We start from the raw sequence: 19,113 nt of genomic DNA on the forward strand, positions 1-19,113 counted from the left end.
TCCGCAGCACGGCGGCCCCCGCCGTGTCCCGCCCCTCGGGGGCGGGACACGGCCGTCCTACTGGAGCTTCCACTTCTGGTTGGCCGCGCCCGTGCACGACCAGATCTGGGCCCGCGTCCCGTTCGCCGACGAGTTGTCCGTGACGTCGAGGCACTTGTTCGCCGCCGTGTTCACCACGTCACCGGTGGACGCGTCGTACGACCACTTCTGCGCGCCGGTGCCGTTGCAGTCGTACAGCTGGACCTTGGCCCCGTCCGCGGTGGAGGCCGAGGTCACGTCCAGGCACTTGCCGAGGGCCCGGACGGACCCGTCGCCCGGCAGCGTCCACTGCTGCGCCGTGCTGCCGTTGCAGTCGTAGAGCTGCACCGACGCGCCGTTCGCGCTGGACGCGCCCGCCACGTCCAGGCACTTGCCCGCGAGCCCCACGAAGGCGCCGGAGCGGCCGCCGCCGCCCGACTGGGTGCCGGACCAGGTGAAGGTCGCCGAGGTCCTGCCGGGCAGCGAGTAGGTGGCGTGCTGCGCACCCCAGTTGACGGTCACCGACCTGGCGGACGACGAGCCGTTGTACGCGATCAGCGCCTTGCTGCCGTCCGGGTTGCGCCACGCCACGTTGGGCACGGTGGTCGAGGCCGTGGAGGCGATGCGCTGGGCGCCCGGGCGGACGAACTTCGTCAGGTGGCCCATGTCGTAGTACTCGACGGTGTAGTCGACCGTCCCGCTCGCGCCGTCCCCGTTGTGCACGGTGACCAGGCCGGTGCAGGTGCCGCAGCCGCCGTTGTGCGGGCCCATGTTCTGGTCCACCGCGAGCGACCACTTGGTCACCGACTTCGCCCAGTTGCGCGTGTAGTCGATGATGTTGGACATGTCCTCGCGCTGCTGGTCGGCGATCCAGGTGCCGCCGGAGTGCTCGGTGCCGAAGGCGTCCAGCGTGGGGTACTGGTCGTGCACGCTCGTCTGCTTGCCGATGTCACCGCCGTAGCCGTGCCAGGCGATCCCGCCGAAGTTGGGGTGGTTGCGCACGGCCGGGTCGTCCACCGTCTGGGCGGCGTAGGAGTCGTAGACGTCCCAGTTCCAGTCGTGCGCCAGGACCTTGGTGGTGAGCCCCGCCGCCTGCAGCTTCGGCAGCAGCTCGTTCTTGGTGAAGTACGCCAGCCCGTTCCCGTTCCAGCTCATCGACGGGTAGCCGGAACAGCAGGTCGGCTCGTTCTGCGCGGTGACGTAGGAGACGTTCACGCCCTGGTCCCGGTACGCCTGGAGGTACTTCACGAAGTAGGAGGCGTACGCGCCGTAGTCCTCGGCCTTCAGCCAGCCGCCGTTGAGCGAGCCGCTGTCCTTCATCCAGGCGGGGGCCGTCCACGGCGAGGCCATCACCGTCAGGGCCGGGTCGAGCTGCAGTGCCTGCCTGGTCAGCGGGACGACGTCCGCGAGGTCGTGCGCGAGGGAGAACCTGGCCAGCGAGGTGTCGGTCTGGCCCGCGGGCACGTCGTCGTAGGTGTACCCGTACCGCGCCAGGTCCGAGGCGCCCATGGGGTTGCGCAGGAACGACAGCCCGATCCCGTCCGACGGCGAGAACAGCTTGCGCATGGTCGCGTCCCGGGTGCTCGCGGACAGCGCCCCGCTGCTGTTCATCAGCCAGGCGGCGGTGTCCGTGAAGGACGCGCCGCCGCCGGTGAAGGTCTGGTAGCGGGTGTTCTCGTCGACGGTGATGTTCTCGCCGCCGCCACCGGTGCCGGACTGGAAGGCGAACGGCGTCTGGGCCTGGAGACCGCGTACGACGTGCCGTCCGGCGGAGTCGTCGGTGGTGGTGAGCCACGCGGTGACCTGTTCGCCGGCCGCGTGCGCGGACGGTGCGCCGAGGGTCGTCAGCCCGGCGGCGGCCAGCAGGCCGGCCAGCAGCAGCCGGGTGGTGCGCAGGGGGGTTCTCATGGTGCGTCGCCCTTCTGGGGAGAGCCAACGTGCCGGAAGTGTGGGGGGACTTGCAGCGCCCGGCCGTCCTGACGTGCCGTCTTGACGGTTGTGTGGGCCCCCAGTTAACTCATGCTGTGAGCTAAGTCATGAGTGAACCATGAGAGCCGAGGGAAGGTCCATGCGCAGAACCGCCCTGCTCGTCTCCGCCGCACTCCTCACCGGTCTGCTCCCCTGGGCGACCGCGCGAGCCGCCGACGACCCGCCACCCGTCCCCGTCGACCGCTTCGAGGGCGAGGTCCCCTTCGCCTCCCAGCCCGCCGAGGGCATCTTCACCTGGGGGAGCGACTCCGACGACCCGCCGGCGCTGCAACTCGCCGCACGCTCCGACGCCCCCGAGGGCGCCAAGGTCCTCAGCGGCAGCTACGACATCAGCGGCTACGGCGGCTTCTCCCACGACTTCGCCGCCGGGGAACCCGCTCACGACTGGTCGGCGCACCGGGGCATCCGCTTCTGGTGGGACGGCCAGGCGGACGGCAGGAAGATCGCCTTCGAGATCAAGGACGGCGGCCACGACGGCGAGGCCTCGGAACTCTGGACCACCTCCTTCACCGACGACTTCACCGGCTGGAAGCAGGTCGAGCTCCCCTTCACCGACTTCGCCTACCGCACCGACTACCAGCCGGTCGGCGGCATCGACCACGTCCTCGGCCTCGACCGGATGTGGGGCTACGCCGTCACCCTCCCCGTCGGCGTCAAGGGGCGGTTCGCGATGGACGGCGTCGAGCTGTACGGCCGCGCCGACCAGTCGCTGCGCGCCTCCGTCACGACCGACACGGCCGTCCGCACCGTCACCGAAGGCGGCACCGCCAAGGTCGGGATCACCGTGGCCACCACCGGCTCGGCGCCCCTGGACGAACCGGTGACCGTCACCTACGCGACCCGCACGGACGGCACCGCCGAGCCCGGCCGGGACTACACCCCGGTCTCCGGCACCCTCACCTTCCCGGCCGGCACGGCCTCCGGCACCACCCGGACCGTCGAGGTGCGCACCCTGAGGGACAAGACGGCCGAGCCCGCCGAGACCGTCCCGCTGGGGCTCACCGTGACCGGCGCCAAGGCGCCCGCCGAGACCCCGCAGGTCGTCATCGACGCCCACGGACTGCCCTACCTGGACCCGAAACTGCCGGTGCGCAAGCGGGTCGCGGACCTCCTGGGCCGGATGTCCCTGGCGGAGAAGGCGGGCCAGATGACCCAGGCCGAGCGCGGGGCCGTGGGCACCGGGGCCGACGTCGCCACGTACGCCCTCGGCTCGCTGCTGTCCGGCGGCGGCTCGACCCCCACGCCCAACACCCCGGCGGCCTGGGCGAAGATGACCGACGGCTTCCAGCTGCGCGCCCGGGCGACCCGCTTCCAGATCCCGCTGATCTACGGCGTCGACGCGGTGCACGGCCACAACAACCTGGTCGGCGCCACGGTCATGCCGCACAACATCGGCATCGGCGCCACCCGCGACCCCGCTCTCGCCGAACGGACGGGCGCGGTGACCGCCGCCGAGGTACGGGCCACCGGAGTCCCCTGGGACTTCGCGCCCTGCCTGTGCGTGAGCCGTGACGAGCGCTGGGGCCGCTCCTACGAGTCCTTCGGCGAGGACCCGGCGCTGGTCGAGTCGATGGAGACCGTCGTCCAGGGCCTCCAGGGCCGCGCGAACGGCGCCGACCTGCGCCGGAACGACAAGGTGCTCGCCACCGCCAAGCACTTCGTCGGCGACGGCGGCACGGAGTACGGCTCCTCGACCACGGGCACGTACAAGATCGACCAGGGCGTCACCAAGGTCACCCGGCAGGAGCTGGAGGCCGTGCACCTGGCGCCGTTCCGCACGGCCGTCGACCGGGGCGTCGGCACCGTCATGCCGTCGTACTCCTCGCTCGACGTGCTCGGCGACGGGCAGGGCCCCGTCAAGATGCACGCCCGGGCCGACATGATCAACGGCGTCCTCAAGGGCCGCATGGGCTTCGGCGGCTTCGTCATCAGCGACTGGAACGCCATCGACCAGCTCCCCGGCGACTATCCGGCCCACGTCCGCACCGCGGTCGACGCCGGTGTCGACATGATGATGGTGCCCTACGGCTACAAGGAGTTCAGCTCCACCCTGGCCGACGAGGTGAAGGCCGGCCGGGTCACCGAGCGGCGGATCGACGACGCGGTCTCCCGGATCCTCACCCAGAAGTTCCGCCTCGGCCTGTTCGAGCACCCCTACGCCGACACCGCCGGCGCCGCCGCCATCGGCTCCCCGGCCCACCGGGCCGTGGCCCGCGCCGCCGCCGCCGAGTCGCAGGTGCTGCTGAAGAACAGCGGGGGACTGCTGCCCCTGAAGAAGAGCCAGAAGGTGTACGTCGCCGGCTCGAACGCCGACGACATCGGCAACCAGAGCGGCGGCTGGACCGTCACCTGGCAGGGCTCGTCGGGGAACATCACCCCGGGCACCACCATCCTCCAGGGCATGCGCGAGGCGGGCGGGCACGTCACCTACTCCAAGGACGCCTCCGCCCCCACCGCCGGGTACGACGTCGGCGTGGTCGTCGTCGGCGAGACCCCCTACGCGGAAGGGGTCGGCGACGTGGGCAACGGCCACGAGCTGACGCTGTCCGCCGCCGACCAGGCGGCCGTGGACAAGGTCTGCGCGGCCATGAAGTGCGCGGTCCTGATCGTCTCCGGGCGCCCGCAGCTCATCGGCGACCGGCTCGGCCGGATCGACGCGCTGGTGGCCTCCTGGCTGCCCGGCACCGAGGGCGGGGGCGTCGCCGACGTCCTGTACGGCAGCCGCCCCTTCACCGGACAGCTCCCGGTCACCTGGCCCAGGTCCGCCGCCCAGCTGCCGATCAACGTGGGCGACTCCGCGTACGACCCGCAGTTCCCCTACGGCTGGGGCCTGACCACCCGCACCCGCGTCCCGCACGGCGGCGAGGCGGCCCTGCGCGCCCTCGCCAAGGCGGCGGCCGCGGCCGAACGGGCCGGCGCCGGCCGCGTCGGGCGCGAGCTGGTCACCGAGGCGCGGCTGATCGTCCAGGAGAAGGTGGGCGAGCGGATCGACGCGGCGGTGTCCGGACCCTTCGCCGACGCCGACCACCTCCTGCTGACCGGCCACTACGGGAAGGCGGTGCGGAAGCTGACCCAGGCGTACCGGGCCGCCTAGCCTCGTGCCTCCCACGGGGGCACATATCACCGGTACCGGGAGGCTTCGGGTAGCGTCGAAGGATGAAGGCCGTCCTGCGGACCCGAAGGCTCCCGGCACTGCTGCTGGCCGCCCTGCTGCTCCTGCTCGTGGCCGGGCCGGCGCCGGGGGCGAGGGCGGCCGAGGGGGTACGGGCGGCGACCGGCGTGTCCACGATCGCCGAGGCCCTGCGCAGGGGCCCGGTCTACGTCGACCCGGCCGCCTCCGGCCAGTTGACCGCCGCCGGCGCCGACACGCTCGCCCGCGAGATCAAGGACGCGAACAAGCCCCTGTTCCTCGTGGTGCTGCCCGCCGGATACCCGACGCGGAACCTCTTCTCCGCCCTGCGCACGGCCACCGGCGTCACCGGCCTGTACGCCGTCCGCCTCGGCGACCGGTTCGACGCCCGCGCCGACTCCTCGGTCCTGCCGCGCACCGCGGTGCGCAACCTCGTCACCAGTGTCCAGGGGGAGGACGCCAGGACCCAGCTCTCCGACTTCACCCACCGCGCCCTGGCCCACATGGGCGGCCACGCCCCCGCTTCCTGGGGCTCGTCGGCGCCGGGCGGGGGAGGGGTCTCCGGCACGACGCTGATCACCACGGCCGCGGTCCTGGTGGCCGGGGGCGCGGGCGCCTACGCCCTCGTCCGCCGCAACCGCCGCCGCCGGGACGAGGAGCAGCGGGCCGCCCTCGACCGGCTGCGGGTGGTCGTCGACGAGGACATCACCGCTTTCGGCGAGGAACTGGACCGGCTGGACTTCCACCCGGCGGAGGCGGGCGCCGACGACGCCATGCGCGCGGACTACGAACGGGCGCTCGACGCCTACGAGCAGGCGAAGCAGCGCATGGCCGAGGCCCGCGGCCCCGAGGACGTCCGCGCGGTCACCGAGGCGCTGGAGGACGGCCGCTTCTCGCTCGCCCTGCTGGCCGCCCGCCGCGAGGGCCGCCCCCTCCCGGAGCGCCGGCCGCCCTGCTTCTTCGACCCCCGCCACGGGCCGTCCGTCACCGACGCCGCCTGGACCCCGCCCGGCGGCGCCCCGCGCGAGGTCCCGGTCTGCGCGGCCGACGCCACCCGGCTGGCCGACGGCCGCGACCCGGTGATCCGCGAGGTGGACACCGACCTCGGCCGCCGCCCCTACTGGGACGCGGGCCCGGCCTACGGACCCTGGGCCGGCGGCTACTTCGGCGGCGGCATCCTGCCCGGCCTGCTCGTCGGCACCGTGCTCGGCAGCATGATGGCGGCCCCGTCCTACGCGGCCGACTACGACCCCGGCCACGGCGAACCGGGCGGCGCCGACTTCGGCGGCTACCAGGGCGGCGACGTCTCGGGCGCGGACTTCGACCCCGGCGACTTCAGCGGCGGCTTCGGGGACGGCGGCGGCTTCGACGGGGGCGGTGACGGGGGAGGCGACTTCGGCGGAGGCTTCTGACGCCCGGGCCGGTGAGTGACGGACCCGGCGGTCCGTCGTTGAGGGAAACGTACTTCCGGGAAACGTACTTCCCTCAACGCTGCCGGAGCTGCTCATGTCCCCTCGCTCGCACCTCGCCAAGCCCCCCGACATGTTCGCGCGTGACTGGGAGTGGAGCGAGCTCACCGCGTTCGCCGCCGACGAGGGCCCCGAGGCCACGATGGCCGTCGTGTCCGGCCGGCGCCGCCAGGGCAAGTCCTTCCTGCTCGACTCCCTGGCGCGGGCGGCCGGCGGCTTCTACTTCTGCGCGTACGAGGCCACGGAGGCCGAGTCGTTGCGCCGCATCGGCGAGGAGCTCGGTCAGTACAGCGGCAGCCTCGCGCCGATGCGGTTCGACCGCTGGGAGCAGGCCGTCGACGCGCTGCTCGCGCTGGGGAAGGAGCGGCCCGTCCCGGTGGTCATCGACGAGTTCCCCTACCTGGCCCGGGCGACGGCGTCCCTGCCCTCGATCCTCCAGGTCGCCTACGGGCCCCGCCGCCCCGAACGCCTGGAGTCCCGCACCCGGATGCTCCTGTGCGGCAGTTCCCTGTCGTTCATGGGCAGGCTCCTGAGCGGCACCTCGCCGCTGAGGGGCCGCGCCGGTATGGAGCTCGTCCTCCAGCCACTGGACTTCCGCCAGGCAGCCGCCTTCTGGGGCATCGACGACCCGCGCCTCGCCCTTCTCGTGCACAGCGTCGTCGGCGGAACCCCGGCCTACCGGAGGGAGTTCGTACGGGACGACACCCCGGCCGGTCCGGCCGACTTCGACGCCTGGGTCTGCCGTACGGCGCTCTCGCCCAGTTCCCCGCTCTACCGTGAGGCCCGCTACCTCCTCGCCGACGAGTCGGACCTCCGGGACCGGGCGCTGTACCACTCCGTGCTCGCGGCCCTCGCCTCGGGGAACGCCACCGCCGGACGTATCGCCGCATGCCTGGAGCGGCCGGTCAGCGACATCACCCACCCCCTCACCGTCCTCCAGGACTGCGGCCTCGTACGCAAGGAGGCCGACGCCTTCCGCAGGAACCGCAGCGTCTACCGAGTGGGCGAGCCGCTCATCGCCTTCGACCACGCCATCTCACGGCCGAGGCTCCCCCTGCTCGACCGGGGGATGGCGGAGCAGGTCTGGCGGAGTTCGCGCCCGCGCTTCCTGTCCGCCGTCGTGGGGCCGCACTTCGAGCAGATCTGCCGGGAGTGGGTGGCTCACTTCGCCGCACCGGAGACCTTCGGCGGCATGCCGATCGACGTGACGTACGGAACGGTGCCGGACCAGGCGGGGCGGACCAGTCACGAGATCGACGTCGTCGTACGCGGGGCGGTCGGGCAGGACAGCGGAGTCCTGTTGTCCCTCGGTGAGGCCAAGTGGGACCAGGTGATGGGCGTGGGGCACCTGGAGCGGCTCCGTCGTGCGGCGACGCTGCTCGACGGACGCGGCGTCGACGTGTCGGCGGTGCGGCTCGCCTGCTACAGCGGCGCGGGCTTCACGGAGGAACTCCGTGACGCGGGTGCCCGGGGCGAGGTGGTGCTGGTGGACCTGCGACGGCTGTACGGGGGTGAGTAGCCCCCGGCGTCGGCACCCGTCCCGCGGGACGACACGCGAGCGCCCGCCCTCCCCCGTGGCGGGGGACCGGAGGGCGGGCGCGCTCGTGGTGCGCAAGAGGCGCGGGCGGCGGGGCCGCCCGGGGGTCACGCGTTCTTGATCGCCGAGATGTCGAAGATCAGCTTGATCTTGTCGGAGATCAGAACGCCGCCGGTCTCCAGCGCCGCGTTCCAGGTCAGGCCCCACTCGGAGCGCAGGATCTCGGCCTTGCCCTCGAAGCCGACGCGCTCGTTGCCGAACGGGTCCTTGGCGGCGCCGTTGAACTCCAGGTCGATGGTGAGGGGCTTGGTGACGCCGAGGAGGGAGAGGTCGCCGGTGATGCGGTAGTCGTCGCCGCCCAGGGCCTCCGCCTTGGTGGAGCGGAAGGTCATCGCCGGGAACTCGTCGGTCTTGAAGAAGTCGGCGGACTTCAGGTGACCGTCACGGTCGGCGTTGCCGGTGTCGATGCTCTCCATCGTGACGTCGATGGTCGCGGTGGACTGCTCGGGCTTCTCGCCGTCCAGGCGCAGGGTGCCGGTGAACTCCTGGAAGCCGCCCTTGACGTTGGTGACCATCGCGTGACGGGCCACGAAGCCGATCGTGCTGTGCGCCGGGTCGATCGTGTACTCGCCGCTCAGCGCGGCCAGGTCGGGGTTGACGGCGGCCGGAGCCGAGGCGGTGGGGGCGGGGGTGCTTTCCTTGCGGCCGAAGATGCCCATGACGTTCTCCTTGGGGACGGGACGCGGCCGGGGGAACGGGTCGCGCCGCTTCTGTTTAATGTTCAACGAACTGAACGACTCCGACGGTAGACCTATTCCGTTGAGTTTTCAACATCATCCGGAACGTGTTTCCGCGACGACGGCGAGTGACGACGTCCGCCCTCTGGCGGACGCGCGTAGACCTCGGGCACCATCAGCGGTGCGCACCCTGCACAGCCGACCCACAGGAAGCACGGCCATCCGCAGGAAGGGTTCCCATGAAGGCCACCGAGTTCTTGAAGGTCCGCTCCGTCCTGACCGCACTCGCCCTGGTCGTCGCACCCGGCGTCGCCGTCGTCGGCACCGCCACCGACGCCTTCGCCGTCACCAAGATCAGCCAGGCCACCGCCGAGTCGATGTTCCGGCAGGTCGGCATCACGTGGTCGTCCTCCGGCGGCTGCACCGACCGGAACAACTCCACCTGCACGTCGTTCGACCAGCTCAACCTCGCCACCGCCCAGGGCGCCCAGACCCTCAAGCGGGCCAGCGGCTGCGCCCTCAACATCACCGGCGGCACCGAGACCGGCCACGCCTCCGGCACCTACTCCCACTGGAACGGCTACAAGCTCGACTACGGCAAGAACACCTGCGTCACGTCGTACATCAAGAACACCTTCACCTACATCGGCCTGCGCGGCGACGGCGCGCCGCAGTACCGGTCCGGTTCGGGCAACATCTACGCCGACGAGGGCAACCACTGGGACGTCCTCTACTACAACTGCGGCGGCTGCTGAGCCGGAGGGGGCGGTGACCGGCGCCATGACCACGTCCGGACCGACACGGCGCGCGCTCCTGCTGGCCGCCGCCCTCTTGGCCACCGCGGCCCCCCGGGCCACCGCGGCCCCCGCCGCCGACCCTTACGACACCCTGCGCCGCCGGTGGCTCGACATCGCCCTCGGCACCGGGTACGACCCGGCCGCCGAGCCCTACGCCTCCCGGCTCGCCCGGCTCGGCGCGCTGGCGCGGGACTTCCGGGCCACCATGGCACCCGCCCCCGGCTCCCTGTGGCCCGGCCACCCCTTCGACCCGCCCACCGGCATCACCCTCGGCTACGGCCGGCTGTGGACCATGGCCCAGGCCTACCTCCAGCCCGGCACCGGCTGCACCGGCGACGACGCCCTGCTCGCCGACGTGCTGCGCGGCCTGGACCACCTCGCCGCCACCGTCTACAACCCGGGCACCACCCGCTACGGCAACTGGTGGGAGTGGCAGATCGGCAGCCCCCGGCTCCTGATGGACCTCACCGCCGCGCTGTACGACCACCTCGGGCCGGACCGGGTCGCGGCGGCCTGCGCGGCGGTCGGCCACTTCGTCCCGGACTCGACGCTCACCGACTACTCGGGCACCTCCACCGGGGCCAACCGGGTCGACCTGTGCCGCTCCGTCGCCCTGCGCGGCGTCCTCGGCCGCTCCGGCGACCGCCTCGCGCTCGCCCGTGACGCCCTCTCGCCGGTCTTCCCGTACGTCACCCGCGGCGACGGCCTGTACGCCGACGGCTCCTTCGTCCAGCACACCTGGGTCGCCTACTCGGGCACCTACGGCCAGGTCCTGCTCGACGGCCTCGGGCGGCTGTTCGCGCTGCTCGCCGGGTCGCCGTGGGAGGTCACCGACCCGGCCCGGCAGAACGTCCTCGACAGCGTCGAGCACGCCTACGCCCCGCTGATCCACGACGGGCTGGTCATGGACTGCGTCAACGGCCGTGCCATCAGCCGAGGCTGCCAAGAGGGCGACGACCCGCACCTCATGCGCAGCGACCACCACCACGGCCAGGCCCTGATCGCGGCCGTCGCCCTGCTGGCGGACGGCGCCCGGCAGGAGGAGCGCGCACGCTGGTACGGCCGGATCAAGGGATGGATCGAACGGGACACCGTGACACCGCTCCTGACGGCCGGCCAGTTCGGCGTGGCCGATCTCGCCCGGCTGCACGCGGTCGCCCGCTCGCCGGTGCCCGCGCTCGCCGAGCCCCTCGGCCACCGCCTGTTCCCGGCCATGGACCGGGCCGTGCACCGCCGCCCCCGCTTCACCGCCGCGCTCGCCATGGCCAGCGCCCGCATCGCGCACTACGAGTGCGGCAACGGCGAGAACCCGCGCGGCTGGCACACCGGCTCCGGCATGCTCAGCTGGTGGCCGGCGGGCCGCGGCGACCAGTACACCGACTGGTACTGGCCGACCGTGGACTGGTACCGCCTGCCCGGCACCACGGTGTCCACCCGGCGCCTCGCCGACCGGGCCGGCGGCGAGTGGGGCGCCGCCCGGCCGGACACCACCTGGGTCGGCGGCACCACCGACGGCACGTACGCGGCCGTGGGCCAGCATCTCAAGGGCGTGGACTCCACCCTCCAGGCCCGCAAGTCCTGGTTCTTCCTCGACGACGCGGTCGTCTGCCTCGGCGCCGGGATCACCTGCGCCGACGGCGTCCCCGTGGAGACGGTCGTCGACAACCGCAACCTCGGCGAAGGCGGGACCCGGGCCCTGACCCGCGGGCCCGGCTGGGCCCACCTGGAGGACCACGGTGGCTGGCTTGTGCCCTGCGGCGGCGAGCTGCGCACCCGGTGCGAGGACCGCACCGGCTCCTGGTCCGCCATCAACGCCTCCGGCACGGCCGAACGGCGCACCCGCCGCTGGGCGACCCTCTGGCTCGACCACGGCACCGACCCGGCCGGCGCGGACTACGTCTACGCCGTGCTGCCGGGCGCACCGCGCCACGAGGTCGAGGCCCGCGCCGCCGACCGCCACTGGCTGCGCCTCCTCGCCAACGACGCCCACTGCCAGGCCGTCGCCGTGCCGGGCCTCGGCCTGACGGCGGCCAACTTCTGGACAGCCGGTACGGTGGGGGAGCTGACCGTCTCGGCGGGCGCGAGCGTGCTCGTCAGGCGCCGGGGCCGGACCGCTACGCTCTGCGTGAGCGAGCCGCCCCGTACGGGCGGGGCGCTGGAGATCGTCTGGGACCGTCCCGTGTGCTCGGTCCTGCGGGCCGGCGAGGGCGTGGAAATCCTCTCGTCATTGGGCCGTCTGAGGCTCCGTGTCACTCCGGGGATGGCATGTGCCACCCACGAATGTGTGGTGGCTCTCCGCTGACGTGTTTGTGGCTTCCCTACAACACGGGTGCCCCCTGAGCAGTCGGAACGGCTGCATGCCCCTCGGGTTCTGTTCGGTGGTAATAGGAAAACGGCCCGGAGACTGTACGGAGTCGACGGCTCGCAATCCTTGGTGTCCTTCGTATGGTCGCTACATGACCGTTTTGGAAGAGACGACGGGTGAGCCGACGGGCGAGCCGACGGACGCGCGCGGACGGGTCGCCGAGCTGCACGAGATCCGTGCGCAGGCCCTTGGGGGCCCCAGCGAGAAGGCGACCGAGGCGCAGCACGCCAAGGGCAAGCTGACGGCTCGGGAGCGCATCGAGCTGCTCCTGGACCCGGGCTCCTTCCAGGAGGTCGAGCAGCTGCGCCGGCACCGGGCGACCGGGTTCGGCCTGGAGGCGAAGAAGCCGTACACCGACGGTGTGATCACCGGCTGGGGCACGGTCGAGGGCCGCACGGTCTTCGTGTACGCGCACGACTTCCGGATCTTCGGCGGCGCGCTGGGCGAGGCCCACGCCACCAAGATCCACAAGATCATGGACATGGCCATCGCGGCCGGTGCCCCGCTGGTCTCCCTCAACGACGGCGCCGGCGCCCGCATCCAGGAGGGCGTCTCCGCCCTCGCCGGCTACGGCGGCATCTTCCAGCGCAACACGAAGGCCTCGGGTGTCATCCCGCAGATCTCCGTGATGCTCGGCCCGTGCGCCGGCGGCGCGGCCTACAGCCCGGCGCTGACCGACTTCGTGTTCATGGTCCGCGAGACCTCGCAGATGTTCATCACCGGCCCCGACGTCGTCAAGGCCGTCACCGGCGAGGAGATCACCCAGAACGGCCTGGGCGGCGCCGACGTCCACGCCGAGACCTCCGGCGTGTGCCACTTCGCCTACGACGACGAGGAGACCTGCATCGCCGAGGTGCGCTACCTCCTCTCGCTGCTCCCCCAGAACAACCGCGAGAACCCGCCGCGGGTGGACTCCTCCGACCCGGTGGACCGCCGCGGCGACGTCCTGCTCGACCTGGTCCCCGCGGACGGCAACCGGCCGTACGACATGGCCAAGGTCATCGAGGAGATCGTCGACGACGGCGAGTACCTGGAGGTCCACGAGCGCTGGGCGCGGAACATCATCTGCGCGCTGGGCCGCCTGGACGGTCAGGTCGTCGGCATCATCGCCAACCAGCCCCAGGTGCTCGCCGGCGTGCTGGACATCGAAGCGAGCGAAAAAGCTGCGCGCTTTGTCCAGATGTGTGACGCTTTCAATGTCCCGATCATCACCTTCCTGGACGTGCCCGGGTTCCTCCCCGGCGTCGACCAGGAGCACGGCGGAATCATCCGGCACGGCGCGAAGCTCCTCTACGCCTACTGCAACGCGACCGTGCCGAGGATCTCGCTGATCCTGCGCAAGGCGTACGGAGGTGCCTACATCGTCATGGACTCCCAGTCGATCGGGGCCGACCTCACCTACGCCTGGCCCACCAACGAGATCGCCGTGATGGGCGCCGAGGGCGCGGCCAACGTCATCTTCCGCCGTCAGATCGCCGAGGCCGAGGACCCCGAGGCGACGCGGCAGAAGATGGTCAAGGAGTACAAGGCCGAGCTGATGCACCCGTACTACGCGGCCGAACGCGGTCTCGTGGACGACGTCATCGACCCCGCCGAGACCCGCGAGGTCCTGGTCAGGTCGCTGGCGATGCTCCAGTCCAAGCACGCCGACCTGCCCTCCCGCAAGCACGGCAACCCCCCGCAGTAACCGAGTGGACCCGCCGCGGCAATCCCGCGGACCTCTCTCTCACGGAGACTGACATCCATGAACACTGACATCCGCGTCGAGAAGGGCCACGCCGAGCCCGAGGAGGTCGCCGCCATCACGGCCGTCCTCCTGGCCCGTGCGGCCGCCCAGCCGGAGGCGCCCGTCCACCACGGCCGCGCCAGGGCCGGCTGGCGCCGGCTGGAGCGCGAGCCCGGCTTCCGGGCACCCCACAGCTGGCACTGAGCCTCCCCAGCGCGCACGAAGCCCCGCCACTCCTCCGGGAGGGCGGGGCTTCGGCGTCCCCACGGGGCGCACGTACGGCACAGGGGCCCTCTCCGTACGGAGAGGGCCCCTGGGGACGAACGCGGGCGGCCGCTAGCGCAGGCGGGCCATCAGCGCGTGCTCGACGAGAGTGATCAGCGCCGACTTGGCGTCCGCGCGGTGGCGGGCGTCGGTCGTGATGATCGGGGTGTCGGGGCCGATCTGCAGGGCCTCACGGACCTCGTCGGGATTGTACGGCTGGTTGCCGTCGAAGCCGTTGAGGGCGATGACGAACGGCAGGCCGCTGTTCTCGAAGTAGTCGACCGCCGGGAAGCAGTCGGCGAGACGGCGGGTGTCCACGAGCACGATCGCGCCGATGGCGCCGCGGACCAGGTCGTCCCACATGAACCAGAAGCGGTCCTGGCCCGGCGTACCGAACAGGTACAGGATCAGGTCCTGGTCCAGGGTGATGCGGCCGAAGTCCATGGCCACGGTCGTCGTGGTCTTGTCCCCGGTGTGGGTGAGGTCGTCGATACCGGCCGACGCGGACGTCATGACGGCCTCTGTGCGCAGCGGGTTGATCTCCGAGACGGCGCCGACGAACGTGGTCTTGCCCACGCCGAAGCCGCCCGCCACCACGATCTTCGCGGAGGTGGTGGAGCGGGAAGGACCGCCGCTAGAGCTTGCGAAGTCCACTGAGCACCCTTTCGAGCAGTGTCACGTCTGGCTGGCCACCGGCGTTCTCGTCGCCGCCGGGCTGATGGATGGCGACCAGGCCCGCCTCCGCCAAGTCGGCGACGAGAATCCTGGCGACGCCGAGGGGGATCGTGAGCAGGGCCGAGACCTCGGCCACCGACTTGATCTCCCGGCACAGGTTGCAGATCCGCTGATGCTCGGGCAACTGACCCTGCATCTGGTGCGGAGCGGCGGTGGTGTGCACCAGTGCCTCGATGGCGAGCTGGTAGCGCGGGCGGGTCCGGCCGCCGGTCATGGCGTACGGACGCACCAGGGGGTTGTTCGCTGCGGCCGCGGGCGCCGGCTCGGGGCGGCGCTGCGGCTGCACCGGCTGGATGCGCGGGGCCGGCGGCTGGTCGTACGGAGACGGACCGGGGCCCTGCGGCGCGTACGGCTGCCGGTGGCTGGGCGCGGAGGGGAAGTTGTAACGGTTCGGGTTCTGGGAACCGTCGCCGTGACCCTGTGCAGGACCGTACGACCAGTTTCCCGAATTGGAACCGCCTGGGGGTGTTGCCACTCTCTTCTCCTCCTCCGACTGCGCCGGGCACCCATCCGTGTGGAGCCGCGTCCCGAAACCTTACGGCCCCGGGACGTGTATTCGCACCGTTGGTCTGTTAGTTGAGAAGGCTTCCCTGGAGTTCCGCACGCAGATCCGGGGTCAGGACCGAGCCCGCGCGGTCCACCAGAAGGGCCATCTCGTACCCGATGAGGCCGATGTCCGCCTCCGGGTGTGCCAGGACTGCGAGCGAGGAACCATCGGAAACGGACATGATGAAGAGGAATCCCCGCTCCATCTCCACAACTGTCTGGTTCACGGCGCCGCCCTCGAAGATGCGCGAGGCACCGGCGGTCAGCGAGGTCAGACCGGACGCGACAGCTGCCAGCTGGTCGGCACGGTCGCGGGGGAAGCCTTCGGACATCGCCAGAAGGAGTCCGTCGGCGGAGACCACCACCGTGTGGGACACCCCCGGGGTGTTGTCCACGAAGTTGGTGATCAACCAGTTCAGGTTCTGTGCCGCCTGGCTCATCGGGCTCACACTAACGCTCCTGGTTGTAGGTGCTGTCAGGACCGAAGCCCTGGCCGTTCGTTTCACTGCCTGCGTTGCGTCCGCGCTGGACGCCTCGACGCAGGTTGCTCAGCCTGCCCCGGACGTCCTCCGGGGCGCGGGAGACCTGTGGGCCTCCCTGAGGGGTGCTCTCGGCGGTGCCCTCGACCAGGTTGGCCTTGGGTACCCGCCGCGGCAGACCGGAGGCGGTGACTCCGCCCGCCTTGGGCTTGCGAAGCTGCGAAGCCTGCTGCCAGCGCTCGTCGTTGGCCGAGCGCCAGCCGTTGTCGCCGCCCGTCGCCGGGCTCTTGCCCGCCGCCGGAGCCGGCGCTTCCTGCTGCACGCGCGCCGTGCCGTTCGCGGCACTCGACGACCCGCCGGAGCCGCTCGCGGGGGCTCCGCGGCGGGGCAGACCGGCGTCGGTCAGGCCCTGGGCGGCGGATGAGGCCGTTCCCGGACGGTCGAAGCCTACGTGGTTCCGCTCGCCCGCGTCACCGGCCTGCGGGGATTCCGCTTCCGGAGCGTACTGGGCCGGGTAGCCGTTCTGGTAGTTGTTCTGCTGCGGCCAGTCGTCCTGGTACGACTGGGCACCGTAGGAGCCGAAGCCGTCGGACGCGGAGTCACGCGAGGACGCGTGCTCCTCCTGGGCCGGTTCCGCATACGAGGGCTCGGGGTAGCCGGCGCCGTTCGCGGCGAAGCCGTCGTTCCGCGAGGCGTCACCGTTCTGCGCGTAGTACTGCTCGTCGTACGACTTCTCGTACGGCTCCTCGTACGCGGTGCGCTGCTGCTCCTCGTACGACTGCTGCGGGTACGACTGCTGCGTCTGCTGCGGGTACGCCTGCTGCTCGGGGAAGCCCGGCTCGCCGCCGTCGAAGGCACGCATCGCCTCGAACTCGTCCCGGTACCCGGACTGCTCGTCGCCCTCCGGGTGCGGCTGCCCGTGGGACTGGGCCTCCAGGGCCGCACGGCGCTCCTCACGCATCAGGGAGCGGCCGACGGGGTCCAGGTCACGGATGTCGTCGGGGACGTCGGTGTACCGGCTGTCGTCGAAGCCCAGTTCCGCCGCTGTGCGCATCGGTTCCATCTGGGGCTGGGCGAAGCTCTCACCCTGGAACTGCTGCTCCGGGATGATCTGCGAGACCGTGAACTCCTCGCGGTCCAGCGGCGTCTCGCCGCCACCGCCGTGCGTGATCGCGTCCGGCAGCATGACCAGGGAGGTCGTACCGGCCTGCTCGCCCGAGGGGCGGAGCTGGACGCGGATGCCGTGCCGGTCGGACAGTCGGCCGACCACGAACAGGCCCATGCGCTGCGAGATCGCGGCGTCCACGGTCGGCGGGTTGGCCAGCTTGTGGTTGATGTCCGCGAAGTCCTCGGCCGTCAGGCCGATGCCCTTGTCGTGGATCTCGATCATCACGCGGCCGTCGGGGAGACGGGTCGCGGTGACGCGGACCTTGGTCTGCGGGGAGGAGAACGTGGTGGCGTTCTCCAGCAGCTCGGCCAGCAGGTGCACGAGGTCGGTGACCGCGCGGCCGTGGATCTCGGCCTCCGGCACGCCGGACAGCTCGATGCGCTCGTACTGCTCCACCTCGGAGGAGGCGGCGCGCAGGACGTCCACCAGCGGGACCGGCTGGTCCCAGCGGCGGCCGGGCTCCTCGCCCGCGAGGACCAGGAGGTTCTCGCCGTTGCGGCGCATACGGGTCGCGAGGTGGTCCAGGCGGAAGAGGTTCTCCAGCTGGTCCGGGTCGGCCTCGTTGTTCTCCAGGTCGGTGATCAGGGTCAGCTGGCCCTCGATCAGCGACTGGTTGCGGCGCGAGAGGTTGGTGAAGATCGCGTTGATGTTGCCCCGCAGCAGGGCCTGTTCGGCGGCGAGCCGGACGGCCTCGCGGTGGACCTGGTCGAAGGCGCGGGCGACCTCGCCGATCTCGTCCGTGGAGTTGATCGGGATCGGCGCGACCCGGGTGTCGACCCGGCCGGGGTCGGTGCGGGAGAGCTGGTCGACCAGCATCGGCAGGCGCTGCTCGGCGATGCCGAAGGCCGCGTTGCGCAGCTGGCGCATCGAGCGGCTCATCTGCCGGGCCACGGCGCCGGCCAGGATGAACGCGAGGAGCAGGGCGACCACGACGACCGCACCGGTGATGATCGCGGAGGTCTTGGCGTCGTCGGCGATGCCGGAGGCCTCGTTCACCGCCTTCTCGGCGAGGTTCGACTCGATCTGGCGGTAGGCCTTGTACTTGAGCGAGTTCACCGCGAACCAGTTCTTGGCGGTGATGCCCTTGGTGGCCATGGCCTGGCGGGTGAGCGGGCTGGTGTCCTTCATCGTGGCCAGCGCCGCGACCATCTTGGCCGGGTCCGACGGCGGGGCGACGTACTTCGGGTCCTGCTGCTTCTGCTGCTGGACCAGCGCGGCGCCGTCCGTCTTGATCTTCGCCTGGGCGTCGGCCAGGTTCTGCGCGTCCTGGTCGGTGCCACCGCCGAGGTACTCCTCCAGGGCGATGCGCTCCAGGTAGGCGTACGAGGACAGGGAGACGCGCTGCGTCGCCAGGTTCCCGGCGTCCGGGCCGGGGTTGACCAGCAGGTGGGTGCCGATCGACCGCTCCAGCGAGAGCGCCGCCTTGGTGAGGGAGATGGCGTAGACGGTACGGCCGTAGGAGGTGATGTTGCCGGTGCCCAGACCGAGCTCGTTGGCGAACTCCATCAGGGGGTGGCTGACCTCGACGTAGCCCTCTTCGGTCTGCACGCCGTGCACCTTGGAGGTGTACGCGATCTGGCGCAGCGTCTGCAGCTGGGGCTCCGCCTTGCGGAACAGCTGCAGCCGGCGCTTCAGACCGGGCTTGTCCGGCATGTCCTGCGCGGCCTGGGTGAAGGCGTCGGCGGCCTGGTCCGTGGCCTTGCGGGCGGCGGTGACGGTGTTCTTGTCGTTGCCCAGCAGCAGGGGTGCCGCCGTGACGTCACGCTCGTTCTCGAGGGCGTCGGCGTAGGAGAGCGCGGCACGCACCAGACGGGCGGTGTTCTCCGCGTCGCGGGCCTGCTGCCAGGTGTCGATCGAGCTCTTCACCTGGAAGCCGCCCATGACGAGGCCGACCACCACGGGTATGAGCAGAATCGCGTTCAGCCTGGTAGGCACCCGCCAGTTGCGCGGGGAGAACCGGCCACCGCTCTTCGCGGGCGTGGCCGCCGGCTCCGCACCGGGCACAGCGGTGGGCGCCGCAGCGCGCGGCGGCGGGGTGAAGTTGCCCCGCGCCGACGGCTCGGGACCGTTCTTGCTTCGCCTCACTCGACCAACAACCTCTCGGCGGTCGGCACCTACGTCGTGCCGCAGTCTCTCAGAGCCCGGTTCGTCTT

Annotated in this window: 13 protein-coding genes; 7 read left to right on the forward strand and 6 right to left on the reverse strand. The window is 71.6% G+C overall.

Going from position 1 to position 19,113, the window contains the following annotated elements:
- Positions 1-57: 57 nt before the first annotated feature.
- On the reverse strand, positions 58-1,926 hold the full coding sequence (locus B446_RS26045; RefSeq protein WP_020942422.1) for a ricin-type beta-trefoil lectin domain protein: 1,869 nt from the start codon (positions 1,924-1,926) through the stop codon (positions 58-60).
- A 160-nt stretch (positions 1,927-2,086) separates the two neighbouring features.
- Here B446_RS26045 and B446_RS26050 point away from each other — a divergent pair, with 160 nt between their 5' ends.
- The 3 genes from B446_RS26050 (at position 2,087) to B446_RS26060 (ending at position 8,125) form a co-directional block, all read left to right on the forward strand.
- On the forward strand, positions 2,087-5,101 hold the full coding sequence (locus tag B446_RS26050; protein WP_020942423.1) for a glycoside hydrolase family 3 protein: 3,015 nt from the start codon (positions 2,087-2,089) through the stop codon (positions 5,099-5,101).
- A gap of 62 nt (positions 5,102-5,163) precedes the next feature.
- A complete protein-coding gene (locus B446_RS26055; protein ID WP_020942424.1) occupies positions 5,164-6,549 on the forward strand; it encodes a hypothetical protein in 1,386 nt (461 codons plus the stop codon).
- Positions 6,550-6,643: 94 nt separating this feature from the next.
- Positions 6,644-8,125: an ATP-binding protein gene (locus tag B446_RS26060; RefSeq protein ID WP_020942425.1), complete on the forward strand. Its 1,482-nt coding sequence runs from the start codon at positions 6,644-6,646 to the stop codon at positions 8,123-8,125.
- Positions 8,126-8,250: 125 nt separating this feature from the next.
- Here B446_RS26060 and B446_RS26065 read toward each other — a convergent pair whose 3' ends face one another.
- On the reverse strand, positions 8,251-8,862 hold the full coding sequence (locus B446_RS26065; protein ID WP_020942426.1) for a YceI family protein: 612 nt from the start codon (positions 8,860-8,862) through the stop codon (positions 8,251-8,253).
- A 257-nt stretch (positions 8,863-9,119) separates the two neighbouring features.
- Between B446_RS26065 and B446_RS26070 the strand changes: the two genes are divergently transcribed.
- The 4 genes from B446_RS26070 (at position 9,120) to B446_RS26085 (ending at position 13,972) form a co-directional block, all read left to right on the forward strand.
- Positions 9,120-9,635 carry a hypothetical protein gene (locus B446_RS26070; protein WP_020942427.1) on the forward strand — a complete coding sequence of 172 codons (516 nt, stop codon included), beginning with the start codon at positions 9,120-9,122 and terminating at the stop codon, positions 9,633-9,635.
- A gap of 25 nt (positions 9,636-9,660) precedes the next feature.
- Positions 9,661-11,979 carry a polysaccharide lyase 8 family protein gene (locus B446_RS26075; RefSeq protein WP_106960715.1) on the forward strand — a complete coding sequence of 773 codons (2,319 nt, stop codon included), beginning with the start codon at positions 9,661-9,663 and terminating at the stop codon, positions 11,977-11,979.
- A gap of 154 nt (positions 11,980-12,133) precedes the next feature.
- Entirely contained in the window at positions 12,134-13,729 is a 1,596-nt protein-coding gene (locus B446_RS26080) for an acyl-CoA carboxylase subunit beta (protein WP_043476476.1), read from the forward strand.
- A 57-nt stretch (positions 13,730-13,786) separates the two neighbouring features.
- Complete coding sequence (locus B446_RS26085) at positions 13,787-13,972, forward strand: acyl-CoA carboxylase subunit epsilon (RefSeq protein ID WP_020942430.1); 186 nt, start codon at positions 13,787-13,789, stop codon at positions 13,970-13,972.
- A 132-nt stretch (positions 13,973-14,104) separates the two neighbouring features.
- Here the strand turns inward: B446_RS26085 and B446_RS26090 are convergent, their stop codons facing one another.
- The 4 genes from B446_RS26090 to B446_RS26105 all read right to left on the reverse strand — a co-directional run bounded on the left by B446_RS26090 (position 14,105) and on the right by B446_RS26105 (position 19,045).
- Complete coding sequence (locus tag B446_RS26090; RefSeq protein WP_026248371.1) at positions 14,105-14,686, reverse strand: GTP-binding protein; 582 nt, start codon at positions 14,684-14,686, stop codon at positions 14,105-14,107.
- On the reverse strand, positions 14,667-15,242 hold the full coding sequence (locus tag B446_RS26095; RefSeq protein WP_043476478.1) for a DUF742 domain-containing protein: 576 nt from the start codon (positions 15,240-15,242) through the stop codon (positions 14,667-14,669). Before B446_RS26095 ends, B446_RS26090 begins: the two co-directional genes overlap by 20 nt.
- A gap of 97 nt (positions 15,243-15,339) precedes the next feature.
- Positions 15,340-15,753: a roadblock/LC7 domain-containing protein gene (locus B446_RS26100; protein ID WP_007384910.1), complete on the reverse strand. Its 414-nt coding sequence runs from the start codon at positions 15,751-15,753 to the stop codon at positions 15,340-15,342.
- Positions 15,754-15,763: 10 nt separating this feature from the next.
- Positions 15,764-19,045, reverse strand: a complete 3,282-nt coding sequence (locus tag B446_RS26105) for a nitrate- and nitrite sensing domain-containing protein (RefSeq protein WP_193384499.1) — start codon at positions 19,043-19,045, stop codon at positions 15,764-15,766.
- Positions 19,046-19,113 lie beyond the last annotated feature (68 nt).

The sequence above is a fragment of the Streptomyces collinus Tu 365 genome (assembly GCF_000444875.1).
Classification (GTDB): domain Bacteria; phylum Actinomycetota; class Actinomycetes; order Streptomycetales; family Streptomycetaceae; genus Streptomyces; species Streptomyces collinus_A.